Annotated in this window: 25 protein-coding genes and 1 riboswitch; all 25 genes read right to left on the bottom strand. The window is 51.2% G+C overall.

Annotated elements, in window-relative coordinates:
* Nucleotides 1-14: 14 nt before the first annotated feature.
* Nucleotides 15-1,322 (bottom strand): sigma-54-dependent transcriptional regulator, encoded by a 1,308-nt coding sequence (locus tag IEX02_RS10215; RefSeq protein WP_188694300.1) that lies wholly within the window; start codon nt 1,320-1,322, stop codon nt 15-17.
* Between the two features lie 14 nt (nt 1,323-1,336).
* The gene (locus IEX02_RS10210; RefSeq protein ID WP_188694295.1) at nt 1,337-2,209 is read right to left on the bottom strand and encodes an OmpA family protein; all 873 of its coding nucleotides are present in this window, start codon (nt 2,207-2,209) and stop codon (nt 1,337-1,339) included.
* A 119-nt stretch (nt 2,210-2,328) separates the two neighbouring features.
* Nucleotides 2,329-2,417: riboswitch (cyclic di-GMP riboswitch) on the bottom strand.
* 156 nt (nt 2,418-2,573) lie between these two features.
* A complete protein-coding gene (locus IEX02_RS10205) occupies nt 2,574-4,646 on the bottom strand; it encodes a flagellar biosynthesis protein FlhA (RefSeq protein ID WP_188694293.1) in 2,073 nt (690 codons plus the stop codon).
* 17 nt (nt 4,647-4,663) lie between these two features.
* Complete coding sequence (flhB, locus tag IEX02_RS10200; protein ID WP_188694290.1) at nt 4,664-5,794, bottom strand: flagellar biosynthesis protein FlhB; 1,131 nt, start codon at nt 5,792-5,794, stop codon at nt 4,664-4,666.
* A 3-nt stretch (nt 5,795-5,797) separates the two neighbouring features.
* The gene (gene fliR / locus IEX02_RS10195; RefSeq protein ID WP_188694287.1) at nt 5,798-6,577 is read right to left on the bottom strand and encodes a flagellar biosynthetic protein FliR; all 780 of its coding nucleotides are present in this window, start codon (nt 6,575-6,577) and stop codon (nt 5,798-5,800) included.
* A complete protein-coding gene (locus IEX02_RS10190) occupies nt 6,574-6,843 on the bottom strand; it encodes a flagellar biosynthetic protein FliQ (RefSeq protein WP_188694284.1) in 270 nt (89 codons plus the stop codon). Before IEX02_RS10190 ends, fliR begins: the two co-directional genes overlap by 4 nt.
* Nucleotides 6,840-7,586 carry a flagellar type III secretion system pore protein FliP gene (gene fliP / locus IEX02_RS10185; RefSeq protein WP_188694280.1) on the bottom strand — a complete coding sequence of 249 codons (747 nt, stop codon included), beginning with the start codon at nt 7,584-7,586 and terminating at the stop codon, nt 6,840-6,842. Before fliP ends, IEX02_RS10190 begins: the two co-directional genes overlap by 4 nt.
* On the bottom strand, nt 7,579-7,944 hold the full coding sequence (locus IEX02_RS10180) for a FliM/FliN family flagellar motor switch protein (RefSeq protein ID WP_188694277.1): 366 nt from the start codon (nt 7,942-7,944) through the stop codon (nt 7,579-7,581). The genes fliP and IEX02_RS10180 overlap by 8 nt, the downstream gene beginning before the upstream one ends.
* Nucleotides 7,945-7,948: 4 nt before the next feature.
* Nucleotides 7,949-8,818: a hypothetical protein gene (locus tag IEX02_RS10175; RefSeq protein ID WP_188694274.1), complete on the bottom strand. Its 870-nt coding sequence runs from the start codon at nt 8,816-8,818 to the stop codon at nt 7,949-7,951.
* On the bottom strand, nt 8,811-9,221 hold the full coding sequence (locus IEX02_RS10170) for a PilZ domain-containing protein (protein ID WP_188694272.1): 411 nt from the start codon (nt 9,219-9,221) through the stop codon (nt 8,811-8,813). Before IEX02_RS10170 ends, IEX02_RS10175 begins: the two co-directional genes overlap by 8 nt.
* Nucleotides 9,218-10,207 carry a flagellar motor protein MotB gene (locus tag IEX02_RS10165; protein WP_188694269.1) on the bottom strand — a complete coding sequence of 330 codons (990 nt, stop codon included), beginning with the start codon at nt 10,205-10,207 and terminating at the stop codon, nt 9,218-9,220. Before IEX02_RS10165 ends, IEX02_RS10170 begins: the two co-directional genes overlap by 4 nt.
* Nucleotides 10,204-11,061 (bottom strand): flagellar motor stator protein MotA, encoded by an 858-nt coding sequence (gene motA, locus IEX02_RS10160; protein WP_188694266.1) that lies wholly within the window; start codon nt 11,059-11,061, stop codon nt 10,204-10,206. The genes IEX02_RS10165 and motA overlap by 4 nt, the downstream gene beginning before the upstream one ends.
* Nucleotides 11,062-11,076: 15 nt before the next feature.
* Nucleotides 11,077-11,787, bottom strand: a complete 711-nt coding sequence (locus IEX02_RS10155; protein WP_188694263.1) for a FliA/WhiG family RNA polymerase sigma factor — start codon at nt 11,785-11,787, stop codon at nt 11,077-11,079.
* A gap of 9 nt (nt 11,788-11,796) precedes the next feature.
* A complete protein-coding gene (locus IEX02_RS10150) occupies nt 11,797-12,222 on the bottom strand; it encodes a flagellar basal body-associated FliL family protein (protein ID WP_188694260.1) in 426 nt (141 codons plus the stop codon).
* Nucleotides 12,223-12,246: 24 nt separating this feature from the next.
* Entirely contained in the window at nt 12,247-13,434 is a 1,188-nt protein-coding gene (locus tag IEX02_RS10145) for a flagellar hook-length control protein FliK (protein WP_188694258.1), read from the bottom strand.
* Nucleotides 13,431-13,757, bottom strand: a complete 327-nt coding sequence (locus tag IEX02_RS10140; RefSeq protein ID WP_188694255.1) for a hypothetical protein — start codon at nt 13,755-13,757, stop codon at nt 13,431-13,433. The genes IEX02_RS10145 and IEX02_RS10140 overlap by 4 nt, the downstream gene beginning before the upstream one ends.
* Nucleotides 13,758-14,017: 260 nt before the next feature.
* On the bottom strand, nt 14,018-14,404 hold the full coding sequence (gene fliS / locus IEX02_RS10135; RefSeq protein WP_188694254.1) for a flagellar export chaperone FliS: 387 nt from the start codon (nt 14,402-14,404) through the stop codon (nt 14,018-14,020).
* 14 nt (nt 14,405-14,418) lie between these two features.
* Nucleotides 14,419-15,705 carry a flagellar filament capping protein FliD gene (gene fliD, locus IEX02_RS10130; protein ID WP_188694251.1) on the bottom strand — a complete coding sequence of 429 codons (1,287 nt, stop codon included), beginning with the start codon at nt 15,703-15,705 and terminating at the stop codon, nt 14,419-14,421.
* 66 nt (nt 15,706-15,771) lie between these two features.
* On the bottom strand, nt 15,772-16,605 hold the full coding sequence (locus tag IEX02_RS10125; protein WP_188695640.1) for a flagellin N-terminal helical domain-containing protein: 834 nt from the start codon (nt 16,603-16,605) through the stop codon (nt 15,772-15,774).
* A gap of 146 nt (nt 16,606-16,751) precedes the next feature.
* Nucleotides 16,752-17,756 (bottom strand): hypothetical protein, encoded by a 1,005-nt coding sequence (locus IEX02_RS10120; protein WP_188694248.1) that lies wholly within the window; start codon nt 17,754-17,756, stop codon nt 16,752-16,754.
* 3 nt (nt 17,757-17,759) lie between these two features.
* Entirely contained in the window at nt 17,760-18,656 is an 897-nt protein-coding gene (gene flgL, locus IEX02_RS10115; protein ID WP_188694246.1) for a flagellar hook-associated protein FlgL, read from the bottom strand.
* Between the two features lie 8 nt (nt 18,657-18,664).
* Complete coding sequence (flgK, locus tag IEX02_RS10110) at nt 18,665-19,999, bottom strand: flagellar hook-associated protein FlgK (RefSeq protein ID WP_188694243.1); 1,335 nt, start codon at nt 19,997-19,999, stop codon at nt 18,665-18,667.
* Entirely contained in the window at nt 19,996-20,418 is a 423-nt protein-coding gene (locus tag IEX02_RS10105) for a rod-binding protein (protein ID WP_188694240.1), read from the bottom strand. The genes flgK and IEX02_RS10105 overlap by 4 nt, the downstream gene beginning before the upstream one ends.
* Before the next feature lie 11 nt (nt 20,419-20,429).
* Nucleotides 20,430-21,536: a flagellar basal body P-ring protein FlgI gene (locus tag IEX02_RS10100; RefSeq protein WP_188694237.1), complete on the bottom strand. Its 1,107-nt coding sequence runs from the start codon at nt 21,534-21,536 to the stop codon at nt 20,430-20,432.
* 9 nt (nt 21,537-21,545) lie between these two features.
* Nucleotides 21,546-22,226 carry a flagellar basal body L-ring protein FlgH gene (locus IEX02_RS10095; RefSeq protein WP_188694234.1) on the bottom strand — a complete coding sequence of 227 codons (681 nt, stop codon included), beginning with the start codon at nt 22,224-22,226 and terminating at the stop codon, nt 21,546-21,548.
* Between the last annotated feature and the right edge of the window lie 2 nt (nt 22,227-22,228).

The following is a 22,228-nucleotide window of genomic DNA, read 5'->3' as shown; positions in this document are numbered from 1 at the left end:
GCTAATTCCTCTGCTTATGCGATGGCGTCAATGTCCATACCATGCTCACGCATGGCGGCCAGTTTGTAACGTAGCGCGCGGGTGGTCATACCCAGTGCTTCGGCAGTGCGGCTGCGATGCCCACGAAAGCGCTGGAGTAAATCGTAGATATAATCAAATTCAGCCTGGCGTTTGTTTTCCTGCAAGTGGCTGGCACAGATCTGAGCGGCTTTGACATTACACTTAGGTAACCCCAGATCTTCTACCTGCAACTCCATCCCTCTGGCCATGACCAAGGCACGTTGAATAACATTTTCCAGCTCACGCACATTACCCGGCCAGTTATAGGCCAGTACTACACTGCTGGCGTCTTCACTGAGGTAATGCTTGCTATCACCATGTTTAGCAATGAAATGACTGCACAATGGCAGAATATCGTCACGACGGTCACGCAGTGCAGGCCAGCTAAGGGGCAACACGTCGAGGCGATAATACAAATCTTCTCGAAACAAGCCCTGCTCCACTAAATCTCGCAGGTCTCGGTTACAAGCGGCAATAATACGAATATCCAGGGCAATCTTCTGGTGGCTGCCTAACCGCTCCACCTCACGTTCCTGTAACACCCGTAATAACTTACCCTGTAACTCCAACGGCAGTTCAGATATTTCATCCAGCAGCAGTGTGCCGCCGTTAGCCAATTCAAACTTACCAACCTGCTGGCTGACCGCGCCGGTAAAGGCGCCTTTGCTGTGACCAAATAGCATGGCCTCGAGCATATTTTCTGGAATTGCTGCGCAGTTAACGGCCACAAAAGGCTTGTCTGCCCGCTCAGAAACCTTATGAATAAATTGCGCCAGCTTCTCTTTACCTGTGCCGGACGCACCGAGGATCAATACCGATGTTGCGGTCTGCGCAGCGCGATTAGCTAAACGCAAAATTTGCTGGCTGGCATGAGAAACGGCCACCATGTCATCCATGCCCTTACGCATACTGGACGCATTACGGATACAAGTTTTTAACTGAGAGGTAATAAAAGGCTTGAGCAAATAGTCGATGGCGCCACAGCTGAGGGTCTTAGATGCCAGTTCACTCTGCCCTGATTCTACCAGGGTAATAATCTGGGCTGCGGACAAACGTTTATGCAGCAGCACGACCATATCAACCAGTTGCATGTCAGTTTGCTGAGAATCCACAAAGATCAGTTCCGGACTATGTTGATTACAGAGTTCTACCGCCTGATAAATGTCAGTGGCATGCAGTAGAGACAGATCTTCATCACGAATACAGGCCGACTGTTCAGCGCTGGGTGGTAGCTGATTTATCCATAAAAGGTGTTTAGTCATTATTATTTTCCTTACTATCCATTGTCACGTACCAGCCGGATTTGCACCCGCCGGTTTGCTCCCTGCTTATCACTCTTATTACTGGCGATGGGGTAACGGCTACCATGTGCACGCACCTCCATAACCTCGCTTTGCAGTCCAAACTCTGCCAAGCGGCTCGCCACTTCATCCGCTCTGTCCTGAGACAAGGCGCGGTTAGATGCTGCGCTGCCAACACTGTCAGTATGACCGTCAATCAGCACCCTACTGACTTTGCCATCCAGCTCGATATAGCGAACCAGATTCTTTAGATGATTCAAGACCTGTTGCGAACGTATCCAGCGCTGACCAGTTTCGAACGTCACATCGTAGTTTCTGGCCTCTTCCCAGGACAGGGGGGCCATTTTGCGTAAACATTCCTGATAACTGAGCAGCGCCTGCGCGCTGTCGATAGAGGTAAAGGTCAGTTGCAGTGGTTGCTGGTCAACTTCGACAATAAAATCCAGCCAAAACCCCTTGGGGATCTGGCTTAGCAGACGGGTGGGCAACGCATTAAAATGTGCCAGGTCACCCTCAACCACCCCTTGTTCTCTCACATCAAGGCCCCCAGACATACTATCCTCGTGCCAGTCGGCGCGGCGGATCTGTACGTGAGCTGAATTGAATTCATTGTGTGGGGACAAGAGCTGAAGCCTGAGTGACAGTGGCTGACCCGGTGTTTTGACAAAGCTACCTTGCGCTACACCACTAAGGGTTTGCGACAGCCGGCATTCAAAGGCATCCCCCTGTGTTAGCCAATGACCGGCATCATACTCTTGACGGTACTGCTGGGGCTCCTGTGCCATTGCAGGTAGCACAAACGCTGAAGAGATAAGTAAATACCAGCCCTTTTTCAATAAAAATTGCATGACGTTTCCCTTAGTACGTCTTAGGCACAAACAAGCAAAAAAGCCTTGTGCTTAAAGGTGTTCAATACCAGCGGAAACTTTTTATAGAGGCACATCAAAGTGCAGTTTTGCCGCTAAGTTAATGTAGCCCCGCTATCATGACTGCCGTTGCAGTGTTAGACCGGAAGCTTTGCGTCCTGACCTTTCAATCAGTTTGCCTTTTAATTGTCTTAGCCACGCTCTGAACCGAGAATCAGTACAGGGGCAGGAGCTAAGGGTGACTATATCAAAATAAACCTTGTAATCAAACACTGCATCGTCCTAACGGCTAACCACTCAAAGCTGCGTCACATCTAATTATCAAGCCGATAACATTGTTTATTTTCTAACCTAACGCGCCTATCACATTCACCCTGACAGTGTCGGGTATTTCGTTATAGGACAAGACAGCCAAACCCTGCTGAGTAAATGAACGCGCATAACGGGCCAGCAATGGCCGTAACTGCGGGATCACAACCAGTACCGGTGGCACGCCCTGTCTCTGCATCTCATCTTTTACCAGTGGCATCATGCGTTGAAACTGCGCCAACAAGTTGGGTGCCACCGGAAAACTGTCCAATGCCACTTTGCCACCTTGCATAGCCTGGTTTAATGCCCCGCTTAAGGTCTGCTCGAGCTTTTCGTCCAGGCTATAGGCAACCAGCTCATCACGCTCCCCCATCAATTGGCGAACCAGCATGCGTTGCAGCGCACAACGCACGTCGGCAGCCAGTAAAATCGGGTCTTTGGTGACTTCGCTGCTATCCACCAAGGTGTTGGCAATAGTTACAATATCGGTCAGTCCCACCTGTTCTTTAAGCAAATGACGATAAACTTTTAATTGCAGATTGGCGGCTAAGGCTTTATCCAGTACATCGGCCAGACCTGGAGCGACTTCTTTGAGACGTTTATTGACCTGCTGCACATCTTCAAACAAAAACAGCTCTTCTAAATGGCCTTTAATAATCTTACCGGCGTGGGTAGCAATAATAGTCGCCAGATCCACAACGGAATAACCCAAATTCAGTGCCTTGGCCTTGTCATCCGGCGCAATCCACACGGCGCTTAAGCCATATGCGGGATCTTTGTCCAACTCGCCATCCAGGCTACCGTATACATCACCGGTATCCAGAGCCATCAAACGCTCCGGGTTGAGCCTACCGCCAGCAACGGGCACCCCACCCAGCAAAATGCGATACTCCTGAGGATTCAGGCGCAGGTTATCTTTTACCCTCACCTCAGGTAATAAGAATCCTAACTGCTCACACAAGGTTTTGCGGATCCCCCTTAAGGTTTGTACCAATTCCTGGCCCTTGTCCTTATCGGCCAAATAGACCAGTCTGAAGCCCAGCTCCACAGACATACGATCAACATGAGGGATATCCTGCCAGCTTAAGGCTTGCTGCTGTTGACTGATGGTCTCAGTTAACTTTTCAGCATCGTCCAATCCTGTGGCCGGCACACGTTTGTATAAACGCCAGGCCACATAAAATAGCGGCAGACCGAAGCTGACAAAGGCGAAGGTTGGCATTCCTGGTACCAGACCCAGCAGCACCATCAGTGCGCCTGCCGTCAGGATAACCTGGGGAGATGCCAGTAATTGCCCGCCAATCTCTTCGGACATATCGCCTTCATCATTCATTCGGGTAACGATGATAGCGGCGGCAACTGCCAGCAACAGTGAGGGTATTTGCGCCACCAAACCATCACCAATGGTTAGCAGAGCAAAACGCTGGAAGGCTTCCCCCATACTCAGTTCGTGCTGGAACACACCGATACTGACCCCACCTAGAAGGTTAATCACCAAAATGATCAAACCGGCAATGGCATCGCCACGGACAAACTTGGACGCACCGTCCATAGAACCATAAAAATCCGCTTCTTTGGCGATAGTGGCGCGGCGTTCCTTAGCCTGCTCCGGCCCAATCAAACCGGCGTTCAGATCGGCATCTATGGCCATCTGTTTGCCCGGCATGGCATCCAGGGTAAAACGGGCGGCGACCTCGGAGATCCGCTCTCCCCCTTTGGTGATCACCACAAAGTTAATCACCATCAGGATGATGAAGACCACAATCCCCACCACATAGTTGCCGCCTATGACCACTTCGCCAAAGGCCTGTATCACCCGTCCGGCCACATCTGAGCCTTCATGACCGTGCAGCAATACCACACGCGTTGAGGCAATATTCAGGGTCAGGCGCATCAAGGTGGCGACCAGCAGAATGGTTGGAAATACCGAAAAGTCGAGGGGTTTACGGGCTGACACCGCAACCAGCAATACAATAATCGACAAGACAATATTGAAGGTAAATAGCGTATCCAGCGCCCAAGCAGGCAGCGGCAGAATTACCATGGCCAGAATGGCCATCAGCAGCAAAGGGATGGCGGTAAAAGGTTGGGTCAGACTGCGCCAGTTCACATCAATACTCCAGAAACTTAATGCTTAATCAGATTGGCTGGAATATCCAGCTCGGGAATAGGGGCCGGTAAATGGCCGCGTCCGGCCCGGTAGGCCTTCAGTTGCATTACATAGGTCAACACGTACGCCACCGCGGTATACAAACCAGCAGGAACTTCCTGATCGACGCGTGTTGAATGATAAATAGCCCGTGCCAAAGGCGGAATTTCCAGCACTTCCTTGTTATGTTTTTTCGCCACCTCGCGAATACGTAACGCCATGTCATCTGCACCTTTAGCAACCACGTAAGGGGCCTTGGCCTTTCCCTCTGAATAGCGTATTGCCACCGCAAAATGGGTCGGGTTGGTGACAATTACATCAGCCTTGGGCACCCGCTCCTCAATACGTCGATTCGCCATCTGGTATTGGATCTGACGAATACGGTTCTTGATTTCCGGACTGCCGTCTGATGACTTACGCTCTTCTTTCACTTCCTGGCGGGTCATCTTGATTTTGCTCATGATCTTGTGTTGCTGAAATGGCACATCAATAGCCGCCACCAACAACAATAAGGTCACAGTGATCATCAGCGCCAGAAACACCAGTCCCAGGCCGTCTTGAATGGCCGCCGGGAGTGCCTGGTGCTGTAAACCCAGCAGGCGCGTCCATAACTGGGTTAAAAAGCCGTATAAACAGGCTCCCAGTAAGGTCACTTTGACTATCGACTTAAGCAACTCCACAAGCGAGTTGCTGCCGAACATTCTGCCCAGCCCCTTAATCGGGTTCAGGTTACCGCCTTTAAAGGCAAGCAATTCTCGGGAAAAGATAAAGCCCCCCGGCATCGACCCCACCACCCACATGGCAACAAATGACACCGTTAGTAGCGGAGCCAGATTGGCCAACATATCCAGCAAGGCATTGCCCATACTGGTTTGCATCAGCTTGCCGTTGGTCAGCAAGCTATGATCCAACTGCATCGTCTGGCGCATCAGGCGTATAAAAAAGGTCATTAACAACTCGGCGAACCACAATAAGCCAGCCAAACTGAGCATCAGCAACACCACAGTATTCAGCTCTTTAGAACGAGCAATCTGCCCATCCTTACGCGCTTTTTTAAGGCGTTTCTCGGTGGGTTGTTCGGTACGTTCCTGAGCACTGTCTTGAGACATAAACTACCTCATTACCGCACGCATGCTGGTCAGCACTTCGAAGGCCAAGCCGGAAAACAGATTGGCAGTTTGCGCCAGGGTGAGAAAAACACACACAAACCCAAGCAGCAGCGCCATTGGAAATCCCAATACGAACAGGTTTAATGATGGCGCGGCGCGACTCGCTACGCCAAAGGTCATATTGACCAACAGCATGGCCACCACCGCCGGTAAGGACACCAGCAGGGCAGATGCGAATATCCAGCCGAACAACTTAATAATGCCCATCAGATTCAGGGCATAAAGCCCCTCTCCGATGGGCCACAAATGGAAACTTTCAACCAACACCTGCAAGGCCACCAAATGCCCATTGGTGGCAAAGAAAAGCAGTGCGGTCATCAGCCAGAACAGGTTACCCAGCAAGGACATTTGATTGCCGCTGGACGGATCCATCACCATGGCCATGGACAGACCCATTTGCATAGACAAAATCAGTCCCACCTGCGCCATCACCTCAAACAGCATCTTTAACGCCAGTCCCATAATCACGCCGAACAGGACTTGCTCCAGCGTAATCACGGCACCATCCAGGGAAAACGGATCCAGCCTAGGTAAAGCAGGCAACTGAGATAACAACAAGAAAGACAGAAAAAACGCCAGAATAATACGGGACCTTGGCGTAACCGCCGGGTTATCAAACACCGGCATCGCCCACAAAAATGCCGATAAACGCACAAAAGGCCACCACAACTGACCAAGCCAGGCCATGATGTCTGTACCGCTTACGGCGATCAGGGATGTCATCCGAATACACCCGGAATCAGGGTGGACAGATTGGCGAACCAGTCCACCAGAGTTTGAATCAACCAATGGCCGGCAAACACCACCATCAGTAAGGTCAGCAGCATTCTTGGTAAAAAGGTCAGGGTTTGTTCCTGCACTGAGGTGGCGGCCTGTACTACGGCCACCACGATACCAAGCAAAAGCCCCGGCACAATAAGCACCAGCAGTATCTCGATGATGGTAAACACCGCCTCGGCAATAAGCTCTACGGCCAGTTCAGGGCTCACCAGTTTGCTCCAAAGGTTGCGGCCAGGGTACCTGCCACCATAGACCAGCCATCGGCCAACACGAAGATCATCAGTTTAAAAGGCAAACTGATAATCAGCGGCGACAGCATCATCATCCCCATAGACATCAACACACTAGCCACCACCAAGTCGATAATCAGAAAAGGAATAAACAACATAAAGCCAATCTGAAATGCCGTGGTGAGCTCGCTCAGTACAAAAGCCGGAATCAGCACATCAAAAGGAACATCCTCGGCAGCCATGGTAGTAGGCTCGTTTGCTATCAGCAGAACCTGATGCATTTCATTCTCGCGGGTTTGCGCCAGCATAAAGGCACGTAGCGGCTTTTCAGCCCTTTCCAATGCCTGCTCCAAGCCAATTTCTTCGGCCTGAAAAGGCTTAAAAGCATTGTGATAAATGTCCTGCCAGACGGGCCGCATTACCAATAAGGTCAGCATTAGTGCAATGCCAATCAAGACCCGGTTCGGTGGGCTTTGCTGGAGTCCCATGGCCTGACGCAAAATGGCCAGCACAATCACAATACGGGTAAAGGACGTCAGCACCATCAACAAGCCAGGTAACAGTGTCAGCACCGTCATCAGTAGCAGTATCTGCAGCTTGACGTTGTAATCCTGCCCCTGCTCGGTATCCTGCAGGGAAAACAGCGTCAACTCCTGAGCCTGTAAAATACCTGGCATGCAAAGTAGCAAGACAGGTAGCAGGCGCTTTGCCCAATTAACCATGTGCAGCCTCATGTAGGTCCATCACATCTTGCTCGGCTGTCTTAATAAATTTCAGACCGTAGCGGCCATTAACCATGATGACCTCGGCCTTGGCAAACAACATACCATTGACCATTACATCCAGTGGCTCACCCGCCGCCTTATTCAAAGGCAACACATCACCGTGCTGAACCCGGCTCAGTTCCCCCAGGCTTACCTGTGCGCTGGCGACTTCCAGGGTCACGGTTAGTGGCACCTCTTCAAAAAAACGCATATCGGAGCCAGATGCTGCGGTTGCGTCACTGGGTTGCTCGTCCAGTAAGTCGTCCATCGCGTCCAAATCGAGATCGGCCAAGGCCGCATTAAGGTTATCTGTCATGGTGTTACTCTTGTGTTTGGTGGATTTGAAACGCCAGACTGCCGTTTTCTTCGGCAATCTGTCCTTGAAACAACATCTGCTTGTGCAACATAAAGCGCGCCGGGTTCAGCAACTCAATAGGCAATACTTCCCCCTGCAACCCGCGCTTAAGTTGCGACAGCGTCATACGCTTTTGTGCCATCACGACCCTGCCCTGTACCAGAAATTCCTGCCAGGCGTCAGCCGTCATAATCACGCCTTCGCCGTCAACCTCGCGGCCCGTAGTGGCAAACAGACCGACCGGCAACCAGATAAACCAGCTCAGTACTTCACTGGCTAATACCAATCGGACCTTACAAGGCAGGTGTGTGAATTCAGGTGGAGATACAGGTTGCTTAACCAGGCGGGCCGGCAACGCTGACTTTTGTTTGAAAATCACCTGCTGAATGGCCTGAACATGGCGCTGAAACAAGCGACTGGTCACTCGTAGCTCGGTGGGGCTCAGTTCCTGACGGACATTTTGTTCGGACTGTTTGATTATCTCACCACCAAGACACAGATCGGCCAGGTGGTGAGCACAGGTATGATCCATACCAAGAAAAGCTGACTCATCATCCTCATCCAGCAAGTGGCAGCTGAGCATCAGACGGCCAGCTTCTTTTAACCAAACATCCAATCCACTGCCTGCACACAAGGTCAGATCAGCCTCGACTTCACTACAGCCAAAGAGTTGCTGACATTCGAGCTCCAGGGCTTTGGCCAGATCAGCTAGCATAGCCTTAGCCGTCAACTGTGCCTGTTGCTGACGACGATGTTCGCGGGTTAGCGGGTAAGGCTGAACCTCCGTGGTCTGCTGCGCCTTCAGTAAAGGGGTCAGTGCTGCACTGTTACTCATGGACTTCCACCTCTTCTGCTTGTGGTTTGTTGGCGGGCTTATACTTTCGGTTCATCAATAAATTCAACAGGGCGCGGCGCTTGCTGTCCGGCTCTTTTGACCAGTCCAATCCCAGGAACAACAGCTTTTCGCTGATAGGCTGTCTGTGCACTATCTTGGCCGTTAAGCTCATGCCCTCGGCGAAAACCACCTTCACTTTACCTGGTACATTTTTATCTACCGGCACCAGCGCGCCGGCCCCGCCCAGACTCACATCCTTAACAATGGCTTTGCAAAGCGGCCAGGGGAAAAACAGGTTGCGATACAGAGTCACTGCCACACCGCCACTTTGTTGCTCAGTGGGCAAGTCCTCGCGCCCCAGGTACCAGCGGCGGTGCAATCTGCTGTGAGATGGCTGACTCATCGGATGGCCTCCATACGACTGACGGGCTGATTCGCCCTCGCCTCTTCAGCAGCCTGCTGTACGGCCGGACTTTGCTGTGGGGAGAACAGGGCATCCAACTGCGATTGTGCCTCTGGGGTGAGGATCAACAGTTCAACCCGGCGGTTTTCACTACTGCCTGCACTTTGCTCATTCAACAGACGATTAGCCGCAAAGGCCGCGACCTGCGCCACTTGTGCCGGAGGCATGCCGCCAGCAACCAATACCTGACGGGCTTGTAAGGCGCGGTCGCCTGATAGTTCCCAGTTGCTGTATTGGCTGGAGTTAAAAGAAGTGGCATCGGAGTGGCCGGAGATAATCACCTGATTTTTCACTTGCGTGAAAATTCCGCCCAGGCTGAAAAGCAGATCCTCAAAAAACGGCGTCATACTCACCTGCCCGCGTTTAAACATCTGATTTTCTTTGTCATCCCTGATGATGATCCTAAGCCCTGAAGGTACCACTTCCACCAGGAGATTCGATTGTGCCAGTTGTTGCTCGGCCACCTGTTCAAACACCTTGAGCAACATACCCAGCTCTGAAGGTGTTGCAAAAGTGCCTTCCAGCATGGAGTTCAGATGCTCTCCTTTGCCGGCATTTGGATGATCTTCGCCAGCAGGGATATGCAGATATTCAGACATACCAGGTACCGGGTTATCCGGCGGCACACGGTTAGAAGCGCCCTGATCGACGATGGAGGGCGAGCCGCCCAAATCAACAGGGAAAGGACTGTTTCCGGGTTCAAACAGCGCCGGGCTGCCGTCAAATATGGAATGGGTACGCATATAATGGGCAATCTCGGTGCGCTCTTTGACATTCGACACTTCCAGGATCCACAGCACCATAAAAAATGCCATCATGGCCAGGGTAAAATCGGCAAAGGCCACCTTCCAAGCGCCACCGCCTTTGGCTTTGGGGGCACCACGTGTCGTACGACGGATGATGACAGGAGCGTTAGTATTCATCATGCAGCCCTGTTGTTAATCCACTCTTCCATGGTGTTGAATGAAGGTTTGTTTTCCTCGCTAATCAACTTACGCCCGGAATCGGTTGCTACTATCGCCACATGCCCTTTAGCATGGGCCACCAACATCGCTCTGACGCAGTCCAGCACCGCCATTTGCTTTTTAACATACTGCTCCATAGCCGAGGCCAGGGGCGCCATCAGGCAGTAACACCCGAAGATACCAATAAAGGTGCCCACCAGTGCCGCCGCAACGTGATAGCCGATATTGCTTAGCGGTCCGTCAAGGTGTTGCATAGTGATAATAATGCCGCCGACGGCAGCCAGAATACCGAAGCCAGGCATGGCTTCGGCAATGGATGCCATCGCCTGACTGGGCTTAAGTTTTTGCTGCTCGATGCTATAAATTTCCTGCTCCAGCATGGCATCAAAGTCGTGAGCGCTGATCTTGCCCATGCTGAACAAACGCAGGTTGTCGCAAATAAATGTCACCAACTGAGGGAATTCACTAACCCGTGGATAAGCCAGGAAAATGGCACTGGTTTCCGGGCTCTCAACATGCTCATCGAGATCTTTCATACCGCGGGTACGGGCTAAATCCAATAAGGCATACATCACCATCAACAGGTCGTGGTATAGGCTGCTTTCTTCCTTCTGAGCGGAAAACTGATAGCGCAACTGAGACAACATTTCCTTTAGCACATGGGCCGAGTTTCCAACCACCAGGGCACCAATACCGGCACCAAAAATGATGATCATTTCCGCTGGCTGCCAAAGGGTTGCCACATTACCGCCGGCGAACATAAAGCCCCCGACAACCGCGCCCAACACCACCACTAGTCCAATTATTTTTTGCATGGGAATATCCTGTATTTAGCTTTGCAGCCTGCGGGTCAGCATTTCCACTGACTGCTTGTGTAACTGGCAAACCCTGGACTCGGTCAGTTGCAGGGTAAGAGCGATTTCTTTCATATTCAGTTCGTGGGTGTAGTACAGATGCAGCAGCAACTTGTTGCGTGCAGGCAGCGCTGCCAGGGCTTTTTGCAGACTCAGACGCACTTCGGCTTGTACCTGCACATCATCGGCCTGTAATGGGCCACCTTGTTCCATTAGCTGTTCAAGGCTGTCTACCGCCTCGGCCTGCTCCACGTATTGCAGCTCCAGCAATTGACTGGCATCGATTTGCATGGCCGAGCAAATTTCGTTATCGCTGGGCTCGCGCCCTAAAGTTCGGCGCAGCGCTCTTACCTGATCTCGAAGTTTGTGGGCTTGCTGGCGCAACTGACGAGGACGCCAGTCTACCCGTCGAAACTCATCTAGCATGGCACCGCGCACAGACTTAAAGGCATAGGATTCAAAGTGCTCATCTACATCGCGGCCATAGCGGCGAATCGCACCAAGCAATGCCATCATGCCAATCTGCTGCAGGTCGTCGCGATCAACCACCACGCCAACCTGAGTACGCATATGTGCCGCTGCCCGTTTGATCAGATGCCCATAGCGATTAAGCAGTGATGATTCTCCTGCTACCGACCGTTGACTGGGTTGTTCGTGCGAAGTTGTCCATACATCAGTTGCCAGCATGTGGTGTCCCTACTGAATAAACACGTTGGTAATCAAGACCTGTTCCAGCTTACTGGTGACGCCCTGATCGCCCAGCACCTGATTAAACTTATCCAGCAGCTCAGCCTGCACCACTGACACATCCTCAAACATCTGCTTGGCTGACGTTCTGTCAACTTTGGCAAAATGTTGTACCAGGACATTGCGCAGCACGGGTGAGAGTTGCTCCAATACCGGTAAATAAGTCCCATCCTGTGTCACCAGAGACAAATCCAACACCAGATAGCGCGAGTACCCTTCATTGCCAACACTGACAATAAAGCGTTCCATCGGCAAAAAGTGGTTCTGTAATGTTGGCGTCGGCACTTCTTCTGATTTGCCACCATAGGCGATGCCAGCGGCTACACCGCCGCCAAGCAGAGCAGCACCGACAATAATTGCAACTAAGGTTTTCATTACGCGTAACTCCAGTAGTTCTTGTTAGGCCAGGGTATTAAGCCAGCCATCAGCGCCTTTTGTTTGCGCGGGCTTTGCATCATCACTGCCGTCGGACCATTGCCCGGCAATTGCCTGGGGCTGCGCCGAAAAGGCCTGTTGTTGTTGTTTTTGATGGTGAATATCAACTTGAACCTGCACTTCCTGGCCAAGCTTTGCCATCAGATTCTGGCGTAGTTGCTCAAGTTGTTGAGATAAGGCATCACGTATTTGTCCGTGCTGTGCACTCAAGTGAATCGTGGTGCGTTCTTGATCCATACTGATGCTGATGTCGATACTGCCTAATTGAGGCGGATCAAGACGAATATGGGCCCGCTGCAACTGCTGACCCACCTGCAACTGAACTTTGTCACTTAGCATAGTCAGCAGCTTTTGCCCCCACTGCGTGGCCTGACTGCCCAAAGACTCGCTTTTCCAGTGGGCTTCATTACTCACCGACTGCCACACTGAGGTCAGAGCCGTTTGCCCTTCTGATGACATAACAGCATTCACAATGCTTGTTTGAGAGGATGTCATCAGCGCTACCTGAGGCTGTTTGACCAAGCTCTGGGGTGACTGAACGTTAGATGGCAACGGCATGTCCTGGGTCACCTTTGTCAGGGTGGCGTTTTGTCCTTCTTGGCCAACAAGCGTTAGGCTCTGTGCTGAAAGCTCCGCCTTTCCTAACATTGGCTTGGGCTGCGAGGGCGGAGTCAAAGGTGTGCTCACTGGCGCCTCTGATACCGGTAACAGGTTGTATACGGACGACACACTGACCGGCTGCTGAGCAAATGTTGTAGCGTCCTGGACGCCGTCCGGGTCTGTCTCCTGAGTACCCATGTCCAGGGGCGCTTGCCACAGTTTCACTTGTGGCGTGTCGGCAGGCTTTGCAGTATCCGCTTTAGCAGGGACATAACTAAGTTGCGCCAGCAAGTTGTCCATATCTTCAGGCAGGGGTTCATAAACACCAAACGGGGCCTGAGAATGCTCCTCAGTGGGCTGTATGCTACCGCTAAGCTCGACATCAGTTTCGACATCTGGCACCGCGTCGGACAATAAGGTAGGCAGTGGCGATAACGAAGGCAGAGGTAGCCCCTCTCCTGCTGGCATATTGAAATGCATGGATTGACCGGCTTGCTGGGGAGCAATACCCAGCAGGTCACTTCCTGTGTTGTCAATGGGCAGGATCCTCATTGGCGCTGCTCCACCTGACTGGCGGCATAAGCCAGAATACCTTCGCGACTTTGTGATATGCCTTGCAAGCGCGCTTCGGTATCCTGTTGCATCTGCTTCAATTGCACCAGAATGTCGGCATAGTGTTTACGTAGCTGTGCCAAAATGGGAGAAAGATCATTGGTCATACCCATGCTGCGAGCGGTACTGAGCAACTCAGTAATGCGCTGGTCTTCTGCCCTTACTCTGTGCCATTGACTGGCTTCCACCGCCGAGGAAAGCTGCTTTAGCCGGCATTTAAGATTATTAACGATTAAATCCGGATTATTCGGCTGGCGTTGCATATGGTTCCCTGATTTCGTTCGCGCCCCGGTCTATGCCGTTTGGGCTATTAGACGATCACTAAAGCAACCCTAATGCCAAGAGTTATCTATTTGTTTTCATTAGATTTTATTTAAATAAAATGCAGAAAGCGGAAGTGCAACTTCCGCCTGACGGAAGAAGCGCAGCGAAATTTCCTCATGGATAAAAAAAGACCACTGCATGCAGTGGCCAAAAACACATCACTTTAGGAAGTGAGTTATGAGTAAAGGGTATAAAATTCTCAGGCAGCCTGGCTACCCAGGCCCAACCAACCTTGCTGCAGGTCAGTCATAACGGCCTTAACACTGTCCAATTGCTGAACGTCATTTTTCAAACTGGCTTGCAACAACGCCTGCCCACAATGGCCATACAGAGACTTCATATTTTTGGCAATCTCACCACCGTTGTCATGATCCAAAGAGGCATCCAGTCCGCCCAAAATGCGCAGCAGCCTCTCGATACCTTGGGCTTTCTTGTCAAAACGTTTAGCCTGAATATGACCGGCAACGCGCTCCAACTCTTCCAGAAAACCGTCGAACAGCATTAGTACTAATTTATGAATGTCTGCACCGGCAGCGCGCCCTTCTACGGCAGTACTGCGATAGGCCTGAAAACCGCTATCCAACATGATGTTGCTCCTCGTTAAAACTGCCCCATGCTGGACTCCAGCTGGGCAATAGTGACCTGCATTTGGGTAAATTGGCTCAAATAGCGCTTATAGGTCATATCCATTGAATAGTCATGGCGCTTTTGCTTATCAATGACCAAATCCAAACTGGCTTGTAAGGTCTGTGTTTTCTTACTGACAATACCAAAATTGCTAGCGTAGGGATCGATGGCAGTTTCTAACTTAGCCATTACACCATTAGGGCCTGTCAGCATCTCGGTAAACTGTTGCGGATTATCCGCCAACGCCTTTTCTAAACGGCCTGAATCGATCTTTAATTTACCGAACCGATCAAATTCCAATCCGACTGAATATAAGGTTTTACCTTCGAAGGTGCCCTGAAAAGCACCGCGTAACTGACGCTCCATGCTTTTCGCCAGGCTGTCATCTTTAAGGCTCTGATCCTTATCAATACTGGCTAAAATGGCATTGTACTGGTCAACAAAGCCCTGAATATTCTCTTTGGTGGCATCATTATCCTGCCCTACTTCTACCCGAATGGCACTGTCGCCAGCGCTTTGCGCCTGTTTAAGATCCAAGGTAACCCCTTCAATCACTCCTTCCATTTTATTGGAAGAAGAGGTAATAGTGACCGAAGAATTGGCGCCCATTTTCACAATGGCATCCTGGGCTTGCGTCAGCTCCTGCATACCGGCCAACGCGTTGCTCATATCCGCACCTGCTGGATCAGCACCCGCGGTAAAATTTAAATTTATCTGGTTGGCAAGTCCGGACTCTTCACTGGTCAGAACTAAAAAGGTGTCTGTTCCGGAGCGCATCAATGTCGCACGCACACCGCTGTTATCAGCATGATTATTGATGGCTGATGCCAGTTCTTTTACCGTGGCACCCGCACCCAGCGTGGCTAAATCGACACTAAAGGTGGTGCCTGCCACATCAATATCCAATTGCCCGTCGGTGGCCAGCGGCGCATCCGGGTCAAAGGTCATGGCTAGCTGTTGTGCCTGTGCCAACTGTTCTACAAATATGTCATAACTACCGGGAACAGCATTGCTATCGGCGGTGACCGCCAAAGCCGTATTGCTGCTGGTGGCCTGATTGGCCAGTAAACTATTATCGCTCTGGAAATTTTCCAGCTTGGTGAGGAAATCGCTTAAAGAAGACTTTAAGTTATTAAAAGCCTTAATCTGGCTACTAAATAAATTGTGCTTACGCTGCAAGGACTGATCTTTGGCGGCTCGCTCAATTTGTGTGTATTGCTGTGCCAGGTGAGCCGGATCGATACTTAATGCCGATGACATATTGCGTCTCCTCAAAATACAACATGCACTGCCAGAAGCTGGCAGTGCAATCTACAGTGCTAATATTTAGCGCAGCAGAGAACCAATCATTTGCGTAGTGCTGTTAGAGGCGCTCAGTACAGAAATACCCGAGTTCATCAGCAGCTGGTGCTTGGTCATATTAGAGGTTTCTTTAGCAAAGTCGGCATCCATCAACTGACCAGCGGCAGCCTGCGTATTCTCAGCCATGTTGCCAACGTTATTGATAGTGTGATCCAGACGGTTCATGCTGGCACCCAGGGCTGCACGGGCCGCACCGATATTGTCAATCAGCGTATCCACCGTACCCATTGCGGTACCGGAGGTAGTCTGGTCAGTCAGGGCGCCTGGTGCACCCACAGCGCCGGTAACGGCAGTGATTTCCGCAGAAATATTAACCGCCAGGGTTTCCGCAGCGCTTGAGCCAACCTGGAAAGTGACAGCAGCGGAAAACTTACCGCCGTCCAGCAATGCAGTACCTGCACCATATGAGGTGTTGGTCATAATGCTGTCCAGCTCCAACGCCAGTTCTTGGTACTCAGCATCCAGTGCAGTATATTCAGACGCATTGTTAGTACCGTTAGCGCCCTGAGTGGCCAGCTCTTTCATACGGTAAGCAATGTTAGTCATTTCTTCGAACGCACCTTCAGCAGTTTGCATCATGGATTGTGCGTTATTGGCATTATAGATAGCCGCTTCCTGACCACGTACCTGGGCATTCAAACGGTTAGCGATTTGCAGACCGGCCGCATCATCTTTTGCGGAGTTGATGCGATAACCACTGCCCAGTCTTTCCAGTGCAGTAGACAAATCATTATTGGTACGGCTTAACTGGTTTTGAATAGACAGAGAAGACATATTAGATTGAATTGATAAAGCCATCATTTTTCTCCTATGAATTGATGCTCAATAACTAAAGGCGTCCACTGCCGGGTAAAACTAAAATTTATTTTTCACTTTTTTTATTTGGCCGTAAAACATAAAAAAAGCAGGCCTGAGCCTGCTCATTAATCACCTTGCTAACAACCTTATTCGGCCAGGCTATATTGCACCAGATTACGGGTGATATTGCCTTGAGCCATCACCGCGGAAATCGCATGACGCGGTGTGGTAATTTGTTGTTGCAATGCCTCTGCGCTGTCCGAAAGTGACGGCTCCGCTGGCTGCTGTTGCTGAATTTGCTGTAAACGGGCGGTTAATTGCTGACGCTCGCTATTAATTTGCACCAACGCATCGCGAATACGTCGCTGCACTTGCTTAATTTGCTGTTGCTGGGCTTGCACGTCACCGCGTTCCTGCTTCACGCTTCGAGCCAATGCATCCAACGGATGTTCCGGCTCCTGAAGGCTAACCGACACCGGATTACCTGCGGCCACGCGCACCCCTTCACCCACCATGACCCAAGGTTCCTTTAATGGCCAGGCATGTTCGCTTGAAGCGGTAAACAGTAAACGCTGCTGGTTGTCTAAACCCACATTAATATGATGAGGGGAAAAGGCCTGCTGCACGCTACGCAGATTTTGTGCCTCACTTTGCCCGGCGGGAAGCACAACCTGCAAACTTTTACCGCTACGTCCCATCAACAATTGGATCTTCTCATCATGAGGACGTACAGACAGCCAATCTATTTTTGGCGGTAATTGACGGGCAAAACTTCCACTTTGTTGTCCCTGCGCCTGCAACTCGGTGGTTACCCCGGCATTGGGTGCTTTAGCTAGACGTTGTAGCTCCTCTACCCTGGCCTGCGCCACCAGCGAGTTTCCCTGCTGCAATTGCATGCTGAGTTTTTCCAAACCGGCATACAACTGTCGCAGGCTGCGTTCAGATTGTTCCTGTTCAGCCAGTGCACGCCCAATCTGTGCCATGCTGGCCCAACGCGACAAGGTCTGTACTTGCTTATCCTGACGCGATAACGACTTAGCCGACTTAGCCGGCTGCGTGTTCTGCTCCTGAACTTCACGAGTACCCTGCAGGGTTTTCTCGGTAACCCGGGTTAAAGATTGTGCTTGTTGCGTGCTTTGAACTTGCATCATGGCTTAGAACATCGAGAACAGAGATAACTTGGACACACTGGAGTACACTTTCAAGGTGGACTCGTAGGACGCCATGGCTTCATTCATCTTTACATAAGTGGATGGATAGTCCACTTCGCTGATGTCATCTCGTAATCCCTGGGTAAACAGGGCAATATCTTCATTACCCATCACAATAGAGTCTAACGAGGCACGTACGCCACCGATACGGGTAATTTCACCGGTGACGGTAGCCAGAAAGTCGCTGATACTGCCAAGCATCGCTCTGGACTCGTTGCCAACGCCCGCCGCCGGAGGGGCAGCAATCAAGGCCAGATAGTCTTGCATATCATTCAGAAAATCGGCGTTGGGGGCTAAGTTACTGCCAACAACATTAGCATCCACCTGAGAGTCGGCCGACACCGCCACCTTACGCACGTTGTCATCGCCGTTATACTGGTATTGTCCTGCACCATTGACTTCAAAGGGCTTGGTATCGGTCAGACTACCCGAGAAAAAGTAACGGCCATTACCATCGGTGGCATTCAATAAATCCACGATGCCAGGAAACAGCACGGCCATCTCCTGTCCCAGCGCTGCAAGTTCCGCTTCGCCCATGCTGCCATCGGCCGCGGTGGTCATCAGTTCTTGCAGAGAAAACAGTTGGGTAACAATACTAGACAACTGGGTTTCCTGCTGACCCAGGGTAAAGTGCACCGACTCCATATTGTTCTTATACTGGTCCAAAGCCTTAAGCTCGCTATCCAGCGTGAGCAACATCACGGTGCCAAGAGGATCATCCGAAGGCCTGGCAATTCGCTTATTGGTCGCCAGCTGCACAGAATACTCATTAAATTGTTCAGCACCGTGCTGAATATTACGCAAGGTGTTGAGGTGATACTGATGGGTACTGACGCGCATAACCACTCCTAGAACATGGTCATCAGGGTTTTAAACAACTGGTCGGCGGTAGCCACCACTTTGGCGTTGGCCTGATACAGCTGTTGAAAATGCATAATATTGGCAGCTTCTTCGTCCAGATTTACCCCACTGACACTGTCACGGGCAAATCTGGCGTTGTCATTAAGTTTTTGTGCAGTATCTGTGCTGCTTTTAATCTGCCGGCTGGTAATGGCCAGATCGCCAATCAATTTGGTATAACCCTCACCCTGCCCGCCAAAGGCATCCACCAGCTTGGCAATATTGCTGTTATCGCCGGGGCCTCCCGCTGGTACCCAGTTGCCCCCCGCATCAAACTCACCGCCGGTGAAGGCCAGCTTGTCCTGAGTGATAGCTGGGTCTAACCGCAACGTGCCCATAGGATCGGCCGGGTTATAGGTAAATAACGGCGCGCCAGGCTGGCCATTTAAATCAAAGCCTTGTGCGAGCGCAGCATTAACGTCATCCGCCAACTGACTGATCAATTGATTCATCTCGGTTGCCGTGGGCTTCAACACCTGGACATCGGCCGCAATTAGCCCGCCCAGACGCCCACCAACCTTATCGGTGAGGACAAAACTTTGCTGACCAAGCGATGCGGTAATCTGAGTACCATTGACCGTCAACTCGGCAAACTGACTCCCAACCACTAATGGCGCGCCACTTAAGGTACTGATATCCAGTTTGCCGTCTTCACGCAGATGGGTCGATACACCGATGATGCCAGACAGTTCGGTCAGCATGCTCTCACGGGCATCTTCAAGCTGCGCTGTGGCATCACCATTAGCCTTGGCCTGGGCTATCTTATGGTTAAACTCGGCAATTTGCGCCAACATCGCTGAGGCATTGTTACTGAGATCCTGCATCTCCTTGCCGAGCTTCTCTACCTGTCCTTGCATGGCGCCATTTAACTGTGCCAAATCCTGGACCAAGGCTTCGGCAGATGACAGCACCTGCTGGCGGTAAGCCGAGGATTCTGGGGTTGTCATGGCGGCATTTAACGCGGCACTGATATCAGCAATGGCGTCGTTAAAATTCAACGAGTCAGTGCCCATCACCTCTTCCAGGTAACTCACATAGCTCTGTAAGCCCTGGTAGTGACCTAGATCTGCCTGGGTACGCCATATATCGTCATTTAGAAAGCCATCAACAATGCGCTCAACCGACACCACCTTGACCCCGTTAAAGGCGCCTGTGGCGGTGGCATAGTTCGCGCCCTGACGGCTATAGCCAGGCACAGCCTCATTGGCCACATTCTGACCGGCAACAATCAGGCCTATATTGGCCGCATTTAACCCGGATAAGGCATTAGATAATAAGCTCATGAATCACTCTTTAGTGCATCTGTCGGCGCATGCAGCGACTGCGTAAACGCCGGTCCTTGATGAGACAAAGCGACAGGTTCTGCCCATTGCTTAAATTTATTTTCCACTTCGCTCAATCCTTCACCTAATTGGCGGACAATATGCTCGGCTAATCCCAGTTGCTGGCTGCCTGCCATATATTGGGCTAACTGAGCATCATGCATACCGCGAAAGTGCTTCATCTCGCGGCTGTTCAGCAGCCCCGACTCACCGGCCATCACATCACTGGCACTGTGCATACTGTTCAACACCAGTTGCAGGAAAATCGCTTCAAATTGTTCTGCGGCTTTTTGCAATCCGTCGGTGTCCGACATATTAGCGGTGATTTGCTGCAATTGATTAGGGTCAATGGCTAAGCTCTGTGTGCTGTCTATTTTCATCTCTACGCTTCCTAAATCACCACCAAATCCGCTTCCAGTGCACCGGCTTTATCCAGTGCGACCAGAATCGACATCAGCTCTGCCGGGGTTGCTCCCAGCGCATTGACCGCTTGTACTATCACATCCAGCGATGTGCCTTCGGGCCACAACATCATATTGGCTTGCTGCTCCTCTACAGTGACATCACTGGCCTGGAGTGGCACAGTGCGCCCCCTGGAAAAGGGTGCAGGCTGGCTGGCGCCTTCCGTCTCGGTAATAGTGATCGTCAAGTTGCCATGACTGACTGCTGCCCGTTTTACTCTGACCGCGTCATTCATTACCACTGTGCCGGTACGGCTGTTAAACACCACTTTGGGTCTGCTACTGCCCAGCTCCACATTGATGTCCTGCAACATTGACATAAAGGTATTGAGGTCGTTTGGGTCTCTGGGAGCACTGAGGGTAAGCTGTCCCCAGTTTTGCGCTTTCGCCACATCCGGGCCGAACACTTTATTCACTGCGCTGACAATATTTCTGGCCGTTTGATAGTTTGGTGCTTTCAAATTAAGCACCACTTCGCCAGAGGCCTGCTGGCGATCTAATATGGCCCGTTCCACAATAGCACCATTGGGAATGATGCCAGAGGTAGGCACGTTGACCGTAACCGACGAGCCATTTTTACCGCTGGCATTAATCCCCCCAACCACCAGATTACCTTGGGCCAGCGCATAAACCTTACCGTCCACTCCCCTTAACGGGGTAAGCATAAGACTACCGCCATGCAGGCTTTTGGCATCCCCCAGTGAATTGACGGTGACATTAATGGTTTGGCCTGGACTGGACATGGGCGGCAAGCTGGCATGTACGGCAACAGCAGCGATATTTTTGGACTTAGGTAAATCTCGTTCGTCCATTTGCACGCCAAATTGCTTGAGCATATTGTTCAGTGACTGGGCGGCAAACTTCACCTGCGTCTTGTCACCCGAGCCGGGCAATCCCACCACTAAACCGTATCCCACCAGTTGGTTGTCACGGACACCTTGTACATCCACCAGATCTAACAATGACCGCTGCGCCGCAAAAACGTCCATGGCAGCAAACAGCAAACCGGTCAGAAATAAAAAGCGGGAATTGCGCATGGTTTTACCTTAGAAGGGGTTTAAAAAACGCGTAACCAAACTGGTTAGCCAGCCGGGTTCAGAGGCAGAGGCCAGGGTACCCCGTCCCTCATAACTGATTTTTGCATCGGCAATACGCTGCGATGAAATACGGTTAGCCACATCAATATCTTCTGGACGCACCACGCCCATCAGTTCAATAAATTCATCGCCTTGGTTAAGTCGGATCTGCTTACGCCCCATAATAGACAGTGCACCATTGGGTAACACATCCGTCACCCGGACAGTAATCGCACCGCTGAGGTAGTTCTGCTGACTGGCACTGGACTCACCATCAAAACCGACGCCGGACTTAACCTCAAGAGCCAGGTCACTAACATCCCGAGTGCCCGCCACTGGGATACCAAGATCCCACTGCGTATTTTTATCCAAACTACTGTCGGCACTTTTACTGGATAAGGTACGTTCATTGAGCACCACGGTAAGAATATCGCCTATACGGTAAGCACGCTTATCCGCAAACAGCGTAAACATATAACTATCGCTGTAGAGGCTGCCATGACGCTGCTCGAGATGTTCTCCTCGTTCAGAGCGCTGCGCTGAACTAACACTGGGTGGCTGATAATTATCCGGTGTTGACTCAGATACCACCCCGGTACTTGCACAACCGCTCAGCAGCAGGGCCGCAAAAGCCAGATTAACGCCCCTCATGA

The sequence above is a fragment of the Bowmanella pacifica genome (genome assembly GCF_014645355.1).
Lineage (GTDB): Bacteria > Pseudomonadota > Gammaproteobacteria > Enterobacterales > Alteromonadaceae > Bowmanella > Bowmanella pacifica.
Note: the sequence above shows the minus strand (reverse complement) of the source record. Positions and strands in the feature narration are given on the sequence as shown.

Bases quoted from the DNA above. Each gene is read 5' to 3' on its own strand.
- IEX02_RS10215 (WP_188694300.1), bottom strand. From the start codon at position 1,322: ATGACTAAACACCTTTTATGGATAAATCAGCTACCACCCAGCGCTGAA.
- IEX02_RS10210 (WP_188694295.1), bottom strand. From the start codon at position 2,209: ATGCAATTTTTATTGAAAAAGGGCTGGTATTTACTTATCTCTTCAGCG.
- flhB (WP_188694290.1), bottom strand. From the start codon at position 5,794: ATGTCTCAAGACAGTGCTCAGGAACGTACCGAACAACCCACCGAGAAA.
- fliR (WP_188694287.1), bottom strand. From the start codon at position 6,577: ATGACATCCCTGATCGCCGTAAGCGGTACAGACATCATGGCCTGGCTT.
- fliP (WP_188694280.1), bottom strand. From the start codon at position 7,586: ATGGTTAATTGGGCAAAGCGCCTGCTACCTGTCTTGCTACTTTGCATG.
- IEX02_RS10180 (WP_188694277.1), bottom strand. From the start codon at position 7,944: ATGACAGATAACCTTAATGCGGCCTTGGCCGATCTCGATTTGGACGCG.
- IEX02_RS10175 (WP_188694274.1), bottom strand. From the start codon at position 8,818: ATGAGTAACAGTGCAGCACTGACCCCTTTACTGAAGGCGCAGCAGACC.
- IEX02_RS10170 (WP_188694272.1), bottom strand. From the start codon at position 9,221: ATGAGTCAGCCATCTCACAGCAGATTGCACCGCCGCTGGTACCTGGGG.
- IEX02_RS10165 (WP_188694269.1), bottom strand. From the start codon at position 10,207: ATGATGAATACTAACGCTCCTGTCATCATCCGTCGTACGACACGTGGT.
- motA (WP_188694266.1), bottom strand. From the start codon at position 11,061: ATGCAAAAAATAATTGGACTAGTGGTGGTGTTGGGCGCGGTTGTCGGG.
- IEX02_RS10155 (WP_188694263.1), bottom strand. From the start codon at position 11,787: ATGCTGGCAACTGATGTATGGACAACTTCGCACGAACAACCCAGTCAA.
- IEX02_RS10150 (WP_188694260.1), bottom strand. From the start codon at position 12,222: ATGAAAACCTTAGTTGCAATTATTGTCGGTGCTGCTCTGCTTGGCGGC.
- IEX02_RS10145 (WP_188694258.1), bottom strand. From the start codon at position 13,434: ATGAGGATCCTGCCCATTGACAACACAGGAAGTGACCTGCTGGGTATT.
- IEX02_RS10140 (WP_188694255.1), bottom strand. From the start codon at position 13,757: ATGCAACGCCAGCCGAATAATCCGGATTTAATCGTTAATAATCTTAAA.
- fliS (WP_188694254.1), bottom strand. From the start codon at position 14,404: ATGTTGGATAGCGGTTTTCAGGCCTATCGCAGTACTGCCGTAGAAGGG.
- fliD (WP_188694251.1), bottom strand. From the start codon at position 15,705: ATGTCATCGGCATTAAGTATCGATCCGGCTCACCTGGCACAGCAATAC.
- IEX02_RS10125 (WP_188695640.1), bottom strand. From the start codon at position 16,605: ATGGCTTTATCAATTCAATCTAATATGTCTTCTCTGTCTATTCAAAAC.
- IEX02_RS10120 (WP_188694248.1), bottom strand. From the start codon at position 17,756: ATGATGCAAGTTCAAAGCACGCAACAAGCACAATCTTTAACCCGGGTT.
- flgL (WP_188694246.1), bottom strand. From the start codon at position 18,656: ATGCGCGTCAGTACCCATCAGTATCACCTCAACACCTTGCGTAATATT.
- flgK (WP_188694243.1), bottom strand. From the start codon at position 19,999: ATGAGCTTATTATCTAATGCCTTATCCGGGTTAAATGCGGCCAATATA.
- IEX02_RS10105 (WP_188694240.1), bottom strand. From the start codon at position 20,418: ATGAAAATAGACAGCACACAGAGCTTAGCCATTGACCCTAATCAATTG.
- IEX02_RS10100 (WP_188694237.1), bottom strand. From the start codon at position 21,536: ATGCGCAATTCCCGCTTTTTATTTCTGACCGGTTTGCTGTTTGCTGCC.
- IEX02_RS10095 (WP_188694234.1), bottom strand. From the start codon at position 22,226: ATGAGGGGCGTTAATCTGGCTTTTGCGGCCCTGCTGCTGAGCGGTTGT.